This window comes from Imperialibacter sp. EC-SDR9 (genome assembly GCF_902498805.1).
In the GTDB taxonomy this organism is placed as follows: domain Bacteria; phylum Bacteroidota; class Bacteroidia; order Cytophagales; family Cyclobacteriaceae; genus Imperialibacter.
Genome location: NZ_LR701573.1, coordinates 1 through 17645, shown reverse-complemented (window position 1 = coordinate 17645; position 17645 = coordinate 1). Strand labels below are relative to the sequence as shown.

Genomic DNA, 17645 nt, shown 5'->3' with positions numbered 1-17645 from the left:
TCTTCCTATCTTTCGCCTTGCATTAAAAATACATGGAAGCGATCGATAGTGTGCATCTTAATTTTAGTCAGGGATCTGCCTGGGGTCTTAACTTGCTGCTGGCCTTCATCATGTTCAGCGTGGCTATTGAGCTTTCGGTGGGAGATTTTAAAAAAATCGCACAATACCCGAAAGCGGCGGTTGTAGGTATCATCTCACAGTTCCTCGTCCTTCCTCTTCTGACTTTTCTTCTCATACTGGCGTGGGAACCGGCCCCAAGTATTGCTCTGGGTATGATCATGGTAGCGGCCTGTCCTGGTGGTAATGTCTCGAATTTTTTCTCTTTCATGGCCAAAGGCAATGTGGCACTATCCGTCACCCTCACCGCATTTTCAACTGTAGGTGCTATTCTTTTCACCCCTATCAATCTATCATTCTGGGCCAGCCAATATGAGCCTACCGCCAGGTTGCTTACAAAAGTGGATCTTTCTGTTTTAGATGTTTTTACGGCCGTATTCATCATACTTGGCGTGCCACTTATCGTAGGCATGACAGCAAAGCACAAAGCCCCGGAATGGTGCCTGAAATATGGCAATGTATTTCGCAAGGTTTCGCTGGGGATCTTTGCGCTATTCGTTGTTGGAGCCCTTACCGCCAACTACGAAATATTTTACAACCATATTTACCTGGTCGTCATTCTGGTATTGATCCACAATGCGCTTGCCCTGGGTGGAGGCTATGCCCTGGCCAGATTTTCCGGTTTGACTTCCACTGATCGTCGTACGATTGCTATTGAAACAGGAATTCAAAACTCGGGCTTGGGACTTTTGCTCATATTTACTTTTTTTGACGGCTTGGGAGGCATGGCGCTGATTGCCGCCTGGTGGGGCATCTGGCACATGGTATCCGGGATGACCGTCAGTTACCTGTGGTCCCGTTCCAACTAAACTTTAACGTTATACATGATCTATTTCATTTTTCGGCCAATTGTTAGGGTCGCTCTATGGTTTTTTTACGGCCATTTCAAGGTTTCCGGTCTCGAAAATTTACCAAGGAATGCACCTGTCATCCTTGCCCCTAATCATCAGAACTCATTTTTGGATGCCATTCTCCCCGCCTGTTTTCAGCCCAGGTCGCTTCATTTTCTCACCCGCTCCGACGTGTTCAAGAAAGGGCTGATACAAAAAATTCTTTTTGGTTTTCATATGTGGCCTGTCTATAGGCAGCGAGACGGCAAGGATACGCTCGGTAAAAATGAAGAAGTATTTAAAAACTGTAGTCTGCTACTGAGAAATAATGGATGTCTCCTACTGTTTCCGGAAGGGGATCAGATCTGCGCACACAACCTTAGGCCGCTCAAGAAGGGGATGGCTCGTATTGCATTCCAGTCAGCACAGGAGTCTAACTTTGAAAAGGAAATTTATATTGTGCCGGTGGGACTGAACTACGAGCACTACTGGAATTTCAATACGGCGTTTCAGATGCGTTTCGGCAAACCGATCAAAGTGCTCGATTTCAAGAAAGATTATGAAGAGAGCGAACAAAAAGGACTGCTGTCGCTTACCAAAGCGGTGAGTGACGGTATGGAGCAGGAGATCATCCAGATTGGCAGCAGTGCCAATGAAAATTTTTGGTTCGAAGAAGCTGGGCTTTCGGGGGTAGATTTAACGTCGCCTGAATTTTTCAGAAACATAGACGTCGACTCAAGACCTGCACCCAAACCAAAGAAAAGAAAAATTAACCCACTGGCTCGTGCTTTACACTGGCCCGTGCTCGCACTCCTTTCCCGTTTCTTGAAAAGTAAAATCAAAGACAACAAGTTTCTCGGCGCCGTAAAGTTCGGAATGGGCATGGTCTTCTTCCCAATATATTACCTGATTGTATTCACCGCCGCTGTAGCCCTTTCTGGTAGTTGGTGGCTGGGAACGGGATTAGTTGTTTTTATGATTCTATCCCTGAAAGTAAAAAGCTAAGCTTTACTGTATTCAAAAGTGCCATGTGCACTGGAAATCGTCACAAGCGGGCTGGCTGAGGCCTTCACCTGACCTATGATTTTCGCATCAACTCCGAAACTGTTAGCAATTTGAATCATCTTCTCTGCTGAGTCAGTGTCGGTGTATATTTCCATACGATGCCCCATATTGAAGACTTTGTACATCTCCTTCCAATCTGTACCACTTTCTTCCTGAATGATCCTGAATAAAGGCGGAACCTCAAACATGTTGTTTTTCACAACATGGTTCTCAGTGATAAAGTGGAGTACTTTGGTTTGTGCTCCGCCACTGCAATGGACGATTCCATCAATCGCTGCCCGGTGGTGTTTAAAAACCTCCATCATCACCGGTGCGTATGTCCTTGTGGGCGACAATACCAACTTCCCCATATCTAACGGCACGCCTGCTACCCTGTCGGTTAGCTTGTATTTTCCGGAGTATACCAAATCTCTTGCAACAGCGGCATCATAACTTTCCGGATATTTGTCCGCATAAGCCTTTTCAAAAACATCGTGACGTGCAGAGGTTAATCCGTTGCTGCCCATACCTCCATTGTAACTGGTTTCGTACGTAGCCCGGCCATAGGACGCCAGTCCGACAATCACATTGCCCGGCTTTATTCCGTCTGTTGTGATAACGTCCGAGCGCTTCATTCTGGCAATCACTGTGCTGTCGACTATAATCGTTCTAACCAGGTCGCCGACGTCGGCAGTCTCGCCGCCCGTCAATGCTATATTCACACCGTGGTCTCTCAATAGCTGCAGAACTTCCTCCGTCCCGTTGATAATGGCTGAGATGACCTCTCCCGGCACTTTGTGCTTATTACGTCCAATGGTAGAGGAAAGTAGAATGTTGTCGGTGGCACCCACGCAGAGCAGGTCATCGGTATTCATTATGACAGCATCCTGGGCAATACCCTTCCAAACACTCAGGTCGCCCGTTTCTTTCCAATACAGGTAGGCTAGCGATGACTTGGTGCCGGCACCATCAGCATGCATAATATTGCACCATTCAGCGTCATTGCCCAGCATGTCGGGCACAATCTTGCAAAATGCTTTGGGGAAAAGACCTTTGTCAAGTTTCGAAATTGCCTGGTGCACGTCTTCCTTGTCGGCCGACACACCTCTTTGCAGGTAGCGCTCGTTCATCCGACAAAAATAAGCGACCCACAAGAATTGTTCGCCTTCTTTAGCCAATTAATTGAAGACATGCGAGCGACTGGGCTGTAGATTATGATTAGATAGTAAACTCCTTTAAAAGGATGTTCTTCCTCGTTTCGGGATCTTCCCTGTAGATCACAATTCTTCGGCACTCGAAAGCATCGGGAACAGACGCACTGGCAAGGAACTTAATCGCCTTGTCGTAATTGTCACCTTTGATGTAGTTGCCAATGGTGATGTGGTGTCTCAGGTATTTTTCAAAATCTTCGTGCTGAGGTTTCTCTCCAGTCAGATAATCTTTGAAGGCCTGGTGAAGGCTATTGGTTAATACTCTTAGAGGGAGTGACTTCTCCACATCCACAAAAATCAAACCCCTGCCGGGTGCCGTAATTTTATTCAATGAGATGTCGAAAGGAAGAACACCTGTCACTACTTTTTCAACAGCCTGCACAAGCGGCTCGAGGTGACCCTGTTCAACTTTCAGATAAATAAGGGAAATGTGCGGCTCATAGTCCCAATAGAAAAAGTTGCCTATTTTCTCCTTAAGCTGAAGCTTGAGTTTTTGGATATGAGAATAGACCGGCTCCGTGGGGAGTAAAAATACCTTTACAGTGTCGAGCGCCATTACTGTTGTTCTCCCCCGTTTCCTCGTTTAAAATACTTATCAAACTCATCGTCTTCCAGCGAGCCGGGCTGATCTTCGTCTTCGATGATAAACTTAGACTTATCGTATTTTGTCACCTTGAATTCGGTGCGGCGGTTGACCTGATGCTCCTCCTCAGTTTGTGCATCTTTGATAATGAGTTGCGTTTCTCCGTAGCCTCGGGCCACCATTCGAGAAGCATTTATTCCCTGAGTGACAAGATACCTGACAGCCGACCTGGCTCTTCTATCAGAAAGATCAAGGTTATAGTCGTCGGGTGCCCGGTCGTCCGTATGAGAAGCCAACTCAATTTCAATTTCAGGGTTGTCTCTCATGAGTTGCGCCAGTTTGTCAAGCTCCACTGCAGCATCAGCCCTAATATCGTCCTTGTCCAGATCGTAGTAGATATTTTCCAGTACGATCGGCTTTTGCATGATAATTTTCTCGAGTCGAATTTTTGTCTCAAAAGTTACGTTAGTGATCAGCTCAGTAAGTGTGCTTCTGTCAGGGGTTTTACCTACAGTGCTAAAGTCGATCCTTGTGGTGAAGTAGTCTGGCTTTTCGGCAACCAGGTAATAGTTTTCTTCTCCAAAAACCTGAAAATTAAAAGAGCCATCATCACCCGTAAATGTTTCGCTAATCAGCTTGTCATCTTTTTCATCCAGAAGCCTCACTTTGGTATTGCCAAGAATCTCATCCGTTCCTGTAACCCCTGGTGTGACTGTTGTGCCCGCCAAATGGAAATTAATAATTTTCAAATTAGGGTCGTCATTGACAAAGGTATAGATGTCGTCATCGCCCTTTCCACCGGGTCTGTTGGAAGAAAAGAAGCCTCTCGTAGGATTAAAAAGGAACAAGCCAAAATCGTCTCCTTCCGAGTTGACAGGTGCCCCAAGGTTGTCTACCCTCATCGCTCCCCCCTGTCGTTTGGCCACAAAAATATCCATGCTGCCGAGCCCCGGATGCCCGTTGGAAGAGAAGTAGAGCGAGCCATCCTCGGCCATATATGGGAATGCTTCGTCACCCGCTGTGTTGATTTCAGGTCCCAGGTTTCTGATATCCACCCAACGGCCCCGGTTGTTTAGGGTAGCTGAATAAATGTCGCTGCCACCCAGTCCGCCTGGTCTGTCCGACGCCCAGTACAAAGTGGTGCCATCAGGACTCATAGCCGGGCTGCTGTCCCACGACGAAGGCTCATTGACATTGACGGGCCTTGGGGTAGACCAGCGCCCGTTCCTATATCGGGTAAAAAACAAGTTAATTTGCTCGGCATCACTGCTTTTTCCTGTGTTGCCTTTGGCAAAAATCATCGTAAAGCCATCTGAAGAAAAGGCAACAGACCCTTCGTTAACTCCCGGGTCATTAATAACCGGGTCCAGGGCTTTCAGCGAGGTGAGGTCGACAACGGCACCTCTTGTTTTCACACTGTAAATATCTGTAAAACCCGTACCAGTGGCCTTGTACACTTTTCCACCATCTCTGTTTGAGGTGAAATACAGGTCGCCCTTATTGTAAACAGGGCTATATTCAGCAGCTGGTGTGTTAACCGTTTCAAGGTTTTTTACCCTGTAGTACGACTCTCTGTCTTTCAAAAGATCAAGCTTCTCAAGGCTCGCCAGATCATCTTCTGCGAGCTTCTTGATAGATGGCGTTGAAGCTTTCAGTAAGTAGTCTTTCAACGCATCTTTAGCGTCGTCATATTTCCCTACTGCTTTGAGGGCTTGAGCATATTCAAACCAGGCCATTTCGTCATCAATACCATTCTGAATGGCAGCACGATAGTAGGGCGCTCCCTGGCCAATTTTATTTGACTTCTTGTAAGCTTCCGCAAGCCGGTAATTGAGATCAGGATCTCGTGGATTTTTCTTCACCAGTGTCTGATACTGGTCGATAGCAACGTCATATTCCGCATTGGCATATGACTTTTCTGCTTTTTTAGAAACACTGCATCCAGCCAGAAAAAACAATCCCAATACTAGTCCCAAACAGGTGTTTCTCATAACAACTACTATTAAACGAGGTACAACCTTCAAACACTCAATTTAACGAATGTCCCTATTGAAAGGTATGCGCAGTTTTAAAATAACGTTTCAACCATGTGTCTCCAGCCGCCACCAGCCAATTTACTTTCAGGTCTTCCTTTGTACTTATCAGTGTATTGAATACCAGAGAATCGGCCTCCAGTTCACCACTCACTACTTTTGGCTTTATTTCTTGCAGCTTAACCCTTTCAAGAGATTGACCATTTTTAAAAATCACGGTGTCTCTTGTAAAAAAGTCTACTTTCAGTTTTTCCTGAAGTATTTGGAGTTCGTGAACAGATGCATCAATACTACAACCTGAAGCACCATAAGACGCTTCGTCGACTGCGATAATGACAAACACCTTATTTTCTATAATAAAAGAACTCGTAAGCGGCTGGTTATGGGCCTTCCACGAATCAAGAAATGAAGTAAGCGAACCGGAAAGCCACTCCACCTGTTCGTCGGTAAGGAATCTATCGCATTGGTACACCCACAACCTGCTGGTGTCCTGCATCTGATCAAAAGGAATAAACATGCCTTATAATTTTTAGTAAATATAAAAGCCCGGGGCTACATGAACTAATCGAGCCGTCGCTATTACTAATAATTACAATAAAACTAAAGTTCCAATCATCTACGAATTTGACAGGTCAGGTTTTGACGCCAGAATAAGCTCCGCCAGATCAAGCACTCTCACCTGACTTTCCTTTTCCTTGTTCTTTACCCCATCCGACAGCATGGTCATGCAGAACGGACAAGCGGCGGCTATTACCTCCGCACCGGTTGACAGCGCCTCCTCCGTTCGTTCAATATTAATTTCCTTGTTCCCTTTTTCAGCGTCCTTAAACATTTGCGCTCCTCCAGCACCGCAGCAAAGGCCAGTAGTCCTGCATCTCTTCATTTCTACCAGGTCAGCATCAAGTGCGGAAATCACCTCTCTAGGCGCTTCATACACCTGATTGGCCCGACCGAGATAACAGCTGTCGTGATAAGTAATCTTTTTACCCTTAAAGGCCCCTCCAGCCACCTTCACTCTGCCTTCATTGATAAGTTGCTGCAGGTAAGTAGAGTGGTGGATCACCTCGTAGTCGCCGCCAAGGCTGGGGTATTCATTCTTCAATGTATTGAAACAGTGAGGGCAGGCAGTCACTATCTTTTTTATTTCATAGCCATTAAGCACCTGAATATTGGCCATGGCCTGCATTTGAAACAAAAACTCATTTCCCGCACGCTTGGCCGGATCACCGGTGCAGGCCTCCTCCTGGCCCAAAACTGCAAATTTTATCCCGGCATGGTTTAGGATTTTAACAAAGGCAGTCGTCACTCTCTTGTAACGGTCATCAAAAGAACCGGCACAGCCTACCCAGAACAACACTTCCGGCGACTCTCCTTTGGCGGCCATTTCGGCCATGGTTGCTATCTTATACTCCATTGTTTAGTCTTTTGAAGGTTCTTGTTTCAGTTCGTTGGCCCAATTGAACCGGTCGGAGGGCGAGAACTTCCAGGGGGCAAAATTATTCTCGATATTCGAAAACATAGTGTTCCACGAGGCTGGCGAGCCCGATTCTTCCATGGCCACATACTGGCGCATCTGCACAATGATATTCAAAGGGTCAATATTGACCGGGCAGGCTTCGGTGCAGGCATTGCATGTGGTACAGGCGTTGATCTCTTCTTTGGAGATATGGTCACCCAGAAGAGACTTGCCATCTGCACCAGGCTCGCCACCTTTAGCAAGAAAACTCCCGTACTCTTCCATCCGATCTCTCGTATCCATCATAATTTTACGGGGCGAAAGTTTTTTGCCAGTTATGTTAGCCGGGCACTCAGAGGTGCAGCGACCACATTCTGTGCAGGCATAGGCATCCATCAGGTTCTTCCAGCTCAGATCCATTATGTCTTTGGCGCCAAATCTTCCTACCTCTGCCGGAGGTGCGGCCTGGTCCGATTGGATTCCCAGCATCATCTTCACCTCATTGGTCACCGTCTCCATGTTCTCAAATTTCCCTTTCACATTGAGGTTGGAGTACCAGGTGTTCGGGAACGCCATGAAAATGTGTAGATGCTTTGAGTAGGTAACATAAATAGCGAAGGCCAGAATACCAACGATATGAAACCACCATGCAAACCGTTCAACAACTACCATCGTGCCAGTGCTCAGTCCGTCGAATAATGGAATAAGCACAGAGCTGATATACAGAGTGCCTGTCTGATGATATGCCTCCGGCAATTGAGTCTGCAACAACTGATCGGTGGCATTCATAGTCAGTATCGCAAGCATCAGGATGCTTTCAATTACCAAAATAAGGTTACCATCCAGTGCAGGCCATCCTTTCATCTCAGGCTTTGCGAATCTCGCCACCCTCAAAATATTTCTCCTTATCAGGAAGACAACACAGGCAACTAAAACGGCCAGCGCAAGAAATTCGAAAAAATTGATGGCCACTCCATAAAAGCTGCCAATAAAAGGAGCAAATAACCTGTGCGTTCCCAATAAACCATCGAGCACAAACTCCAGCACCTCCAGATTAATGATGAGAAAGCCCGCATAAATGAAGAAATGAAAAAAGGCTGGAATAAAACGCTTGAACATCTTCTGCTGTCCGAATGCCACAAGCAGCATGGTCTTCCATCTCTCACTCTTACGATCCGATCTATCAAGAGGTCTTCCCAGTAAAATATTCTTTCTTATCTGCCGGATTCGACCGAAAAGCATAAAGCCCGCAACGGCCAGAATAGCTAAAAACGCAATTTGCGGAAGGTAGGTCATGTTGTTTGTCGCTAGTTTCCTTTATTTTTCAAATTGTTTTTGGATCAAATCATTTAATCCATACTTTTGCATTCTCATTTCTGAGGGTGCTGTAGCTCAGTTGGTAGAGCATCGGACTGAAAATCCGTGAGTCGGTGGTTCGAATCCACTCAGCACCACATCACTTAAATGCCTTCGCTAGCGAAGGCATTTTCTTTTTCTATCCTCCTCATCCCACTTCTTCACGCAGCGATAGTCATCCGACTTTGCTTTCATTATTTCGAAGATATAAAGGATTTATGAAAAATAGTATGCATGCATACTAAATAGTTGACCAGCGACGCTCCAGGCCTACGGCAGTCCGAAAAACAATTCATAAAAGTTACCAAGGAACCGGAATGGCTCCCACGCAGCAGCGGTTCTAAAGCCTGTGAAGCTGAATTAGGTGAAGTTCTTCAGCATATTAATTTCCGACTTAGTAAGCATACGCCACGTGCCCCTGGTAAGGTCTTTTTTGGTAAGCCCTCCATACATCACCCTATCGAGCTTCACTACATCGTAGCCCAGGTACTCAAAAATACGTCTAACGATCCTGTTTCTACCGACATGGATCTCGATGCCAATTCCTATCGAGTCTGGCGATACAATCTGAATGTCGTCTGGCTGAACGGGGCCATCCTGCAACTCCAGTCCGGCCTTTATTTTAGCCAGGTCCTCAGGCTTTAATGGTTTATTCAGCTCAACATAGTAAATCTTCTTTACCATGTGAGATGGGTGACTCAGTTTTTTAGCCAGTTCACCATCGTTGGTAAAAAGTAGCAGCCCACTTGTGTTCCTGTCCAGTCTGCCAACAGGGTAAATCCGCTCTTCACAGGCATTAGCCACCAGTTTCATCACAGTCTTCCTGTTCTGCGGATCGGTAACTGTAGTTATAAAATCCCTGGGCTTGTTCAACAGCAGATAAACCAGCTTCTCAGCCTTCATCACTCTTCCATCAAACTTCACAACGTCCTTTGGCCCTACCTTAAGCCCAAGCTCGGTTACCACCTTACCATTGATGGTCACTTTTCCCTCTTCAATCAGCTTATCAGCCTCCCGGCGTGAAGCGATGCCAGCATTAGCCAAGTATTTATTCAAACGAACTGGCTCATTGGGAGACACAGGCTTCTCATCGTATTTCTGTTTGAAGGGTTTTCCAGCCGCTCCACCCTTTCTTGGGCCTTTTGGTGCACCTTTACCTTTTGGCTTACTGGCAAAGCGGGAAGTTCTTTCGAACGCTCCTTCCGTAGCATTGTCAGGCGAACTTCTTTTCACATGACCAGTCGGCTTTTCACCAAAGCTCCCTGCTGACCTCTTAGGACGGCTGGTGCCCTCTGAAGAACCTCGCCTATTCCGGCCTTCCGACGGCTGGCCTGAGCCGTCAGCAGAGCCGGTAGCAGGCCCCTTGCGCCTCGCAGAAGGCCCTGACCTTTTAGGGTCATCGCTTCTCTTGCCTGGCTCGCTGCGTTTGCCCGCACCAAAAGATGGCTTATCGTCGGAGAATTTTTTTCCTCCTTTAAATGGTTTCTTCATAAGTGGAATGTAATAAAAAAGAAGGGTTATTCTTCCGATTTGGTCTCCCCAATCTCATTTTCTTCTTTGAGAAAGTCTTTGGGGGTCGGCATTTCTTTCAAATCGTTAATGCCAAAGTAGTCCATAAATTTGCTGCTTGTGCCGTACAAAAGAGGTCTGCCTACCCCTTCTGACTTTCCCTTAATTTCGACCAGCTCTTTTTCAAGCAGCTTTTGTACAGCGTAGTCGCAATTGACACCACGAATTTGCTCGATCTCCGATTTGGTCATGGGTTGCTTATAAGCGATAATCGAGAGCGTTTCCAAAGAGGAGGTAGAAAGTCTTCTTTTCGATTGCTGCTTTAACAGAATACCGATACTGGCCTGATACGCTGGTTTGGTAAGAAACTGATAGCCTCCTCCAGACTTTACAGGCTCGAAGGCAAAGGTTTCCGTCCTATATTTTTCTTTTAGCTTTTCAATCGCAAGGGAGATATCATCTCCAGGCACTTCAGTGCCGAACATTTCTTCCAGCGTACTCTTCAAGTCTTCATCCCTTACTGGCTTGGGTGAGCAAAAGATGAGTGCTTCAATATGATTGACAAGATAATCCAACTGCTATAAACCCCTACTACTTTAGTTTCGTGACTGCTTCAATTTAGCTTCAATAGAATGCATAGTATGAGGAACAGCTTTTAAGCGCTCCTTAGAGATTAGCTTTCCGGTATCTACACAAATGCCATAGGTGCCATTTTTTATCCTCACCATGGCATTTTCGAGTTGCACCATAAATTTTTGCTGCCTGGAGGCTAGCTGGCTCAGATTTTCCTTTTCCATCATGTCGGCGCCGTCTTCCAGCACCTTTATGTTTCCAGAAGTATTATCCGTGCCTTCATCGTTGCTTCTGCTAAGCGACTCCTTGATGTATTTAAGCTCACTTCGTGCCTTATCGAGCTTTTGAGAGATTATTTCCTCAAATTCTCTAAGCTCTTCATCTGAGTATCTGGTTCTTTCGTCTTGGCTCATAGCATTTCAAGTTTTACCTGACCTGGCGTCCCAAAGGTTTTCAAAAATAAGGCAAATGTATGTTTTCATACCTGAAAAAGAAAGGCCCGCTACTAAACGGGCCTTTCTTTTTAAGCGACTTTTTGCTTTTCCTTAAATTTTTTCAGCTGCCTTCGCAAGGCTTCCACTGCCAGATCGGTTGCAGCTTCAAAAGATTTAGACTGCTCCTTGGCAAACAATTGTGAGCCGGGAATATTCAGCTTTATTTCAACTACTTTATTTTCAACATCATTCTTTTCGAGACGCATAAATACTTCGCCATCTATAATCCTGTCATAAAAGGTATTTAGCTTATCGGTTTTCTTTTGAATGAAGTCCAACAATTTAATGTCGGCGTCGAAGTGGATTGAATGCATCTGCAGTTTCATAATACTAAAATTTAAGGGTACAACAATCAAGCCTTTGGATGGGCTTGTTTATAAACAGACTTCAGCTTGTCAAGTGTATTGTGTGTATACACCTGAGTAGCTGCTAAATTGGCATGACCAAGTAAATCTTTTACAGCGTTAAGATCAGCTCCCTTGTTTAGCAAGTGGGTAGCGAAGGTGTGTCTAAGTACGTGTGGACTTTTCTTTTCCGAGCTAGTAACCATATTCAAATACGCTTTTACCGTCCTGTAAATCATCATAGGATAGGCTTTATCTCCCTCATCAGTTACTATCAAAAAGTTAGAGAAATTTTCAGACAAATGCCCCTTCTTAAGGGTAATATATTTTCTAACTTCTTCAACAAGTGGCGCTGGAATAGGGATCACCCTTTCTTTGTTTCGCTTGCCTAATACCTTAACGTGCCCCTGATAGAAATTGATGTCCTCATCCTTCAAATTAATTAATTCGGAAAGACGTATGCCTGTGCCATACAAAAAATCGAGAATAAGCTTATCTCTGACACCAACAAATCCCTCCGGAAAAGGAATTTGGTCAAGTAGAATGGTCATTTCACTCTCCCTTACGAATGAGGGGAGCATTTTGGGGGTTTTGAGAGGCTTAAGCTTGTCGGCCGGGCTTTTTTCTATCTCCTCTCTGCGCAGAAGAAACTTGTAGTATGATTTGAGGGATGCAATCTTCCTGTTGACTGACTTGCTCTCCAGGCCTTGTTCAACAAGGTGGATAAGCCAGGTTCTCAATGCCTGGTAGTTGGCATCCTTTAACCCGTAAGAAAATTCACTATTTAGAAATGACTCAGCCTGAGTTAGATCACTCTTATATGAGGTAAGGGTATGGGGGCTAAGCCTCTTTTCGAATTGGAGGTATTTGAGAAAAGAATCAATCATAAGTTAGTGAAATCACCTTATTCACTAACTTATGAAATATATCCGCTATTATAAATTTTCCTGACCCATCATTTGCTGACGGTAGGCGGCTTTGATTTTTTCTTCTCTGTTTTTTACAGAAGGCTTAACAAAGAAAGTACGGCTGCGAAGCTCCTTAAGAACACCTGTTCTTTCGAATTTCTTCTTGAATCTCTTAAGTGCCTTGTCGATTGACTCGTTTTCCTTAATGTTTACTACGATCATTTCGTTAATTAATTATGGGCTGCAAAGATAAAGTTTTTAATTCCAAAAACTCAAATTTATTTCAATAGTTCTCTTGAGATCACCACCTTTTGGATTTCGGAGGTTCCCTCGCCAATGGTACAGAGCTTGGCATCTCTGTAAAATTTCTCCACCGGATAGTCCTTGGTGAACCCATAGCCACCGAAAATCTGCACCGCATTATTGGCCACTGAAACAGCTACTTCGGAGGCATAGTACTTCGCCATGGCAGATTCCTTTGTTACTTTCCCCTTTCTATTTTTTATGGTACCTGCCTGATAGGTGAGCAGTTTGGCTGCTTCCAACTGGGTAGCCATTTCAGCAAGCATAAACGAAATTCCCTGAAATGAGGAAATAGGCTTATTGAACTGATGTCTCTCCTGGGAGTAGGCCAAGGCAGCATTAAGAGCCCCTTCGGCAATTCCGCAGCTCAAAGCAGCTATTGATATCCGCCCCCCATCCAAAACTTTTAATGATTGTATAAAGCCGTCGCCAACTTCTCCCAGAAGGTTTTCCGCTGGTATTCTACAGTCCTGAAAAATCATTTCAGCTGTTTCAGACGCCCTCATGCCCAACTTGTCTTCCTTTCTTCCGCCAGTAAAGCCCGGCGTGCCCCGTTCTATTGCAAAGGCCGACATTCCATGCGAATCTCCCGTTTTGCCAGTTCTTGCTATCAAAACAGCTATGTCGCCAGAAATGCCATGGGTAATAAAATTTTTGGCTCCATTGATCACCCATTCATTTCCATCTTTCACTGCTGTAGTTTTCATATTGGCTGCGTCCGAGCCGGTGTTAGGTTCGGTAAGCCCCCAGGCGCCTATCCATTCGCCGGAGGCTAACTTGGGTAGCCACCTCTTTTTTTGCTCGTCATTTCCGAACTGAAGCAAGTGCCCCGTACAAAGAGAGTTGTGTGCTGCTAGCGAAAGTCCAATAGAAGGATCCACTTTCGATATTTCTATGATAGCAGTAATGTATTCGAGATAGCCAAATCCTGACCCTCCCAGTTCGTGCGGCACCATCACTCCCATAAGGCCAAGCTCACCCATTTTATGAAATAGCTCTTTAGGAAAATGCTGGGACTCATCCCATTTTTTGATGTTTGGCGAGATTTCCACGCCGGCAAAATCACGCACCATTTCCTCAATCATTCTTTGGTTTTCCGACTCGACTTCCTCGTTTCGTTCTTTTGTCAATGTATCCATGTTGTTTATTCGGGCTATATAATAAAAACGTAATTATCCATCGTTAGTTTAAACTGACAAGCGGCATTCTCGTACAGTTGGTCTTAACGCCGAGTTTAATTAACTCCAAAAAACGTTCATTTACCGAAAGAACTGGTGTAATTATTTTGCAGATTGATAGATTTGCACCAGACTAATAAGAAAATCCGAACAATATGAAAATTGCTGTAGTTGGAACTGGCTATGTTGGACTTGTAACAGGTACCTGCTTCGCCGAGACGGGAAACCACGTAACGTGCGTTGACATCGACGAAAAGAAGGTTGAAAAACTTAAGAATCAGATCATGCCGATTTATGAGCCTGGTTTGGACGTTCTCTTTGAAAGGAACATTAAGCAAGGCAGACTCGATTTCACCACCAACCTTAAAGAAGGTATCAAGGATGCCAAAATCATTTTTCTGGCCCTGCCCACACCTCCCGGCGAAGATGGCTCTGCTGACCTTAAATACATATTGAAAGTGGCCAGCGACTTGGGCCCAATTCTTAGTGAGTATACAGTGATTGTTGACAAGAGCACAGTGCCCGTTGGCACAGCCGACAAGGTACATGCTCAAATAGCCAAAAATGCGAAAGTGCCTTTTGACGTGGTCTCAAATCCTGAATTCCTCAGAGAAGGTGTCGCAGTAGATGATTTCATGAAGCCAGACAGAGTGGTCATTGGCACAAGCTCAGAAAAAGCCAAGAAGGTAATGGATCAGCTTTATGCCCCATTCGTACGCCAGGGCAACCCGGTTATCTTTATGGATGAGAAATCGGCCGAGCTGACCAAGTACGCAGCCAACTCCTTCCTCGCCACCAAAATCACATTCATGAATGAGATTGCTAACATGTGTGAGCTCCTGGGAGCAGATGTTGACATGGTTAGAAAAGGGATTGGTACGGACACCAGGATCGGAAAAAGATTTCTTTTTGCCGGCATCGGATACGGTGGAAGTTGTTTTCCAAAGGACGTGCAGGCACTTGCCAAGTCGGCGCAGGAAGTTAAATATGATTTTAAGCTTCTAACCTCGGTAATGGATGTGAATCAGGAGCAGAAAACCAAGTTGATCCATCGGGCCAAAGCTTTTTACAATGGAAGCCTAAAGGGCAAGACTTTCGGTATCTGGGGTCTCGCATTTAAGCCATATACAGACGACATTAGAGAAGCGCCAGCCTTAGAGAACATTAAAGAGCTTCTTGCACTTGGTGCTAAAGTAAAGGTATACGATCCGGAAGCCATGGAAAACGTGAAAGAACTCTTTGGCGACACTATAGAATTCTGTAACGACGAATATGCGGCAGTTGAAGGTGCTGATGCGCTGTTTATTATGACCGAATGGCCCGTTTTCAGAACGCCTGAGTTTGATAAGCTTCAATCTCTGCTGAAGTCTAAGGTTATTTTTGACGGCAGAAACTTGTACGACACACAAGCGATGGAAGATCTTGGATTTACCTACTTCAGCATCGGTAGAAAAGACGTCGATGGCAAATAATCAAATTCTCGTCACAGGCGGACTTGGCTATATTGGCTCTCATACGGTTGTGGAGCTGATCAATGCCGGTTTCGAGCCGATCATTATCGATAACCTGTCTAATTCGGACGTCAAAGTATTAGATGCTATCGAGAAGATCACCGGCAAACGGTGCATATTTCATGAAATTGAAATGTGCAACTATGGCGAACTTGAATCGATTTTTGCAAAATATCCGGATATGAAGGCGGCGATCCATTTCGCTGCCTTCCTTCTGGTAAACGAATCGGTTGATAACCCACTCAAGTACTACGAGAACAATCTGTTGTCAACCATCAATCTTCTGAAGTGCCAGTCAAAGTTTGGAACCAAGGGAATAATTTTCTCATCGTCCTGCACTGTGTACGGAAATCCGGAAGTATTGCCTGTCGCTGAAAACGCCCCCATCCAGGAGGCTGTTTCTCCCTATGGCAACACCAAAAAAATGTGCGAGGACATCATCAGAGACACAACTGTTGCCTCCGACGTAAAGGCGATAGCTTTGAGATACTTCAACCCCATTGGAGCACATCCTACGTCATTAATCGGCGAGGTTCAGCATGGGATGCCACATCACCTGGTGCCTTTCATTACAGAAACGGCGCACGGGAAAAGGGAGTTTCTCAGAGTTTTTGGCGACGACTACAACACAGTTGACGGATCTTGTGTCAGGGACTATATTCATGTAATGGATGTGGCCAAAGCACACGTGAATGCCGTGCAGCGATTTGCAAATGGTGCCATGGAGTCTTCATACGAAGTATACAATCTGGGCATGGGAGTAGGCATGTCGGTGATACAAATGATTCAGGCATTCGAAAGAGCAACAGGTATTAACATCCCTTATAAAATTGTTGACCGAAGGGGGGGAGATGTCGAAGCAGTTTATGCAGATACGTCTCTTGCTAACAAAAAATTGAATTGGAAAACTCAATTCGGCATTGAAGAAGCTTTAAAATCAGCCTGGGACTGGGAAATAGCACAGGCAAAACTGAAACAATGAAAAAAATATTAATTACCGGAGGAGCTGGCTTTATTGGCTCCCATGTGGTGAGGCTGTTTGTTAATAAATATCCTGATTATAAGATTTTCAATCTTGACAATCTTACGTACGCCGGCAACCTGGAAAACTTACGGGATATTGAAAGTCTGCCTAACTATACTTTTGTAAAGGGGGACATCACGGACGACAAGTTCATTTTTGATCTTTTCAAAAATGAACAATTTGATGGCGTGCTGCACCTTGCAGCTGAGTCACACGTAGATAGGTCTATATCCAACCCCATGGAGTTTATCAAAACGAATGTGATTGGCACAGTAACGCTGCTGAACGCAGCCAAGGATACGTGGAAGGACTCATTCGAAGGGAAACGATTCTACCACATTTCAACCGATGAAGTGTATGGCTCACTTGGGGATGAGGGCTTCTTCACCGAAACTACTTCTTACGATCCTCAGTCTCCGTACTCTGCTTCGAAAGCAAGTTCAGACCATTTTGTGCGTGCTTATGCCAACACTTATGGGCTCCCTGTAGTGGTTACAAACTGTTCGAACAACTACGGGCCCTATCATTTTCCGGAGAAGCTTATTCCACTTTGCATTCATAACATCAAAAACAGCAAACCTTTGCCAGTTTACGGAAAAGGCGAAAACATCAGGGACTGGCTGTACGTGGTGGATCATGCAAGAGCCATAGATACTGTGTTCCACAAGGGCACAATTGGAGAAACCTACAACATTGGAGGATTCAATGAATGGACCAATATTGATGTGGTGAAGCTTCTTTGCAAAATCATGGACAAAAAACTTGGCAGAGCCGAAGGCACTTCTGAAAAGCTAATTACGTATGTAAAAGACCGTGCCGGTCACGACATGAGGTATGCCATTGACGCCAACAAGATCATGAAAGAGCTGGGCTGGGAGCCTTCGTTGCAGTTTGAAGAAGGCCTGGAAAAAACAGTCGAGTGGTACCTGGCCAATGACGCCTGGTTAAGCAATGTTACTTCAGGCGATTATATGAAGTACTACAGTGATCAATACGAAAAGAGGTGATTAAACTGATTGGGCTTATTCTTCGTAAGCCCAATCACTCGACTTTGGCCTTTTACTAGATAAGCAATAAATAAGCTCAATATTTTGATTTTGAGTTTATTTTTTGTGATTTTTATATCTAGTTATATGACTAGATATTTAGATATGGGGTTTCCAACAAAGAT

The 17645-nt window shown here is 45.0% G+C and carries 18 protein-coding genes and 1 tRNA gene; 6 read left to right on the top strand and 13 right to left on the bottom strand.

Annotated features, from left to right (window positions below):
• Positions 1 to 32 precede the first annotated feature (32 nt).
• A complete protein-coding gene (locus GC130_RS00095; RefSeq protein WP_151996213.1) occupies positions 33 to 926 on the top strand; it encodes a bile acid:sodium symporter family protein in 894 nt (297 codons plus the stop codon).
• 15 nt (positions 927 to 941) lie between these two features.
• Positions 942 to 1952 carry a 1-acyl-sn-glycerol-3-phosphate acyltransferase gene (locus GC130_RS00090; protein ID WP_151996212.1) on the top strand — a complete coding sequence of 337 codons (1011 nt, stop codon included), beginning with the start codon at positions 942 to 944 and terminating at the stop codon, positions 1950 to 1952.
• Here the strand turns inward: GC130_RS00090 and GC130_RS00085 are convergent.
• The 6 genes from GC130_RS00085 to GC130_RS00060 all read right to left on the bottom strand — a co-directional run bounded on the left by GC130_RS00085 (position 1949) and on the right by GC130_RS00060 (position 8570).
• Positions 1949 to 3121 (bottom strand): AIR synthase related protein, encoded by a 1173-nt coding sequence (locus tag GC130_RS00085; protein ID WP_151996211.1) that lies wholly within the window; start codon positions 3119 to 3121, stop codon positions 1949 to 1951. The genes GC130_RS00090 and GC130_RS00085 overlap by 4 nt on opposite strands.
• A gap of 88 nt (positions 3122 to 3209) precedes the next feature.
• Positions 3210 to 3758 (bottom strand): 2'-5' RNA ligase family protein, encoded by a 549-nt coding sequence (locus tag GC130_RS00080; RefSeq protein WP_151996210.1) that lies wholly within the window; start codon positions 3756 to 3758, stop codon positions 3210 to 3212.
• Positions 3758 to 5776: an OmpA family protein gene (locus GC130_RS00075; RefSeq protein ID WP_151996209.1), complete on the bottom strand. Its 2019-nt coding sequence runs from the start codon at positions 5774 to 5776 to the stop codon at positions 3758 to 3760. Before GC130_RS00075 ends, GC130_RS00080 begins: the two co-directional genes overlap by 1 nt.
• Positions 5777 to 5831: 55 nt before the next feature.
• The gene (locus GC130_RS00070; RefSeq protein ID WP_151996208.1) at positions 5832 to 6335 is read right to left on the bottom strand and encodes a hypothetical protein; all 504 of its coding nucleotides are present in this window, start codon (positions 6333 to 6335) and stop codon (positions 5832 to 5834) included.
• A gap of 99 nt (positions 6336 to 6434) precedes the next feature.
• A complete protein-coding gene (locus tag GC130_RS00065; RefSeq protein ID WP_151996207.1) occupies positions 6435 to 7232 on the bottom strand; it encodes a (Fe-S)-binding protein in 798 nt (265 codons plus the stop codon).
• Positions 7233 to 7235: 3 nt separating this feature from the next.
• Positions 7236 to 8570, bottom strand: coding sequence for a (Fe-S)-binding protein (locus tag GC130_RS00060; RefSeq protein WP_151996206.1), 1335 nt, complete (start codon positions 8568 to 8570; stop codon positions 7236 to 7238).
• 85 nt (positions 8571 to 8655) lie between these two features.
• Here GC130_RS00060 and GC130_RS00055 point away from each other — a divergent pair.
• Positions 8656 to 8728 (top strand) — tRNA-Phe (locus tag GC130_RS00055).
• Positions 8729 to 8990: 262 nt separating this feature from the next.
• Here the strand turns inward: GC130_RS00055 and GC130_RS00050 are convergent.
• From GC130_RS00050 to GC130_RS00020, 7 genes are all read right to left on the bottom strand, one after another.
• Positions 8991 to 10121, bottom strand: coding sequence for a pseudouridine synthase (locus GC130_RS00050; RefSeq protein WP_151996205.1), 1131 nt, complete (start codon positions 10119 to 10121; stop codon positions 8991 to 8993).
• Positions 10122 to 10147: 26 nt separating this feature from the next.
• Positions 10148 to 10714: an SMC-Scp complex subunit ScpB gene (gene scpB, locus GC130_RS00045; RefSeq protein WP_151996204.1), complete on the bottom strand. Its 567-nt coding sequence runs from the start codon at positions 10712 to 10714 to the stop codon at positions 10148 to 10150.
• A 21-nt stretch (positions 10715 to 10735) separates the two neighbouring features.
• Positions 10736 to 11125 (bottom strand): TraR/DksA C4-type zinc finger protein, encoded by a 390-nt coding sequence (locus GC130_RS00040; protein WP_151996203.1) that lies wholly within the window; start codon positions 11123 to 11125, stop codon positions 10736 to 10738.
• Positions 11126 to 11235: 110 nt separating this feature from the next.
• Positions 11236 to 11532, bottom strand: coding sequence for a ribosome hibernation-promoting factor, HPF/YfiA family (hpf, locus tag GC130_RS00035; RefSeq protein WP_151996202.1), 297 nt, complete (start codon positions 11530 to 11532; stop codon positions 11236 to 11238).
• A 26-nt stretch (positions 11533 to 11558) separates the two neighbouring features.
• On the bottom strand, positions 11559 to 12437 hold the full coding sequence (locus tag GC130_RS00030; protein WP_151996201.1) for a tyrosine-type recombinase/integrase: 879 nt from the start codon (positions 12435 to 12437) through the stop codon (positions 11559 to 11561).
• 48 nt (positions 12438 to 12485) lie between these two features.
• On the bottom strand, positions 12486 to 12680 hold the full coding sequence (rpsU, locus tag GC130_RS00025) for a 30S ribosomal protein S21 (protein WP_151996200.1): 195 nt from the start codon (positions 12678 to 12680) through the stop codon (positions 12486 to 12488).
• 56 nt (positions 12681 to 12736) lie between these two features.
• The gene (locus GC130_RS00020) at positions 12737 to 13900 is read right to left on the bottom strand and encodes an acyl-CoA dehydrogenase family protein (protein ID WP_151996199.1); all 1164 of its coding nucleotides are present in this window, start codon (positions 13898 to 13900) and stop codon (positions 12737 to 12739) included.
• Positions 13901 to 14094: 194 nt separating this feature from the next.
• On the opposite strand from GC130_RS00020, the gene GC130_RS00015 reads away from it, so the two are divergent.
• The 3 genes from GC130_RS00015 to rfbB are packed head-to-tail and all read left to right on the top strand — an operon-like array spanning position 14095 to position 17481.
• On the top strand, positions 14095 to 15411 hold the full coding sequence (locus tag GC130_RS00015) for a UDP-glucose/GDP-mannose dehydrogenase family protein (protein WP_151996198.1): 1317 nt from the start codon (positions 14095 to 14097) through the stop codon (positions 15409 to 15411).
• Entirely contained in the window at positions 15401 to 16432 is a 1032-nt protein-coding gene (gene galE / locus GC130_RS00010; protein WP_151996197.1) for a UDP-glucose 4-epimerase GalE, read from the top strand. Before GC130_RS00015 ends, galE begins: the two co-directional genes overlap by 11 nt.
• Positions 16429 to 17481 (top strand): dTDP-glucose 4,6-dehydratase, encoded by a 1053-nt coding sequence (gene rfbB / locus GC130_RS00005; RefSeq protein ID WP_151996196.1) that lies wholly within the window; start codon positions 16429 to 16431, stop codon positions 17479 to 17481. Before galE ends, rfbB begins: the two co-directional genes overlap by 4 nt.
• The last annotated feature ends 164 nt before the right edge of the window (positions 17482 to 17645 follow it).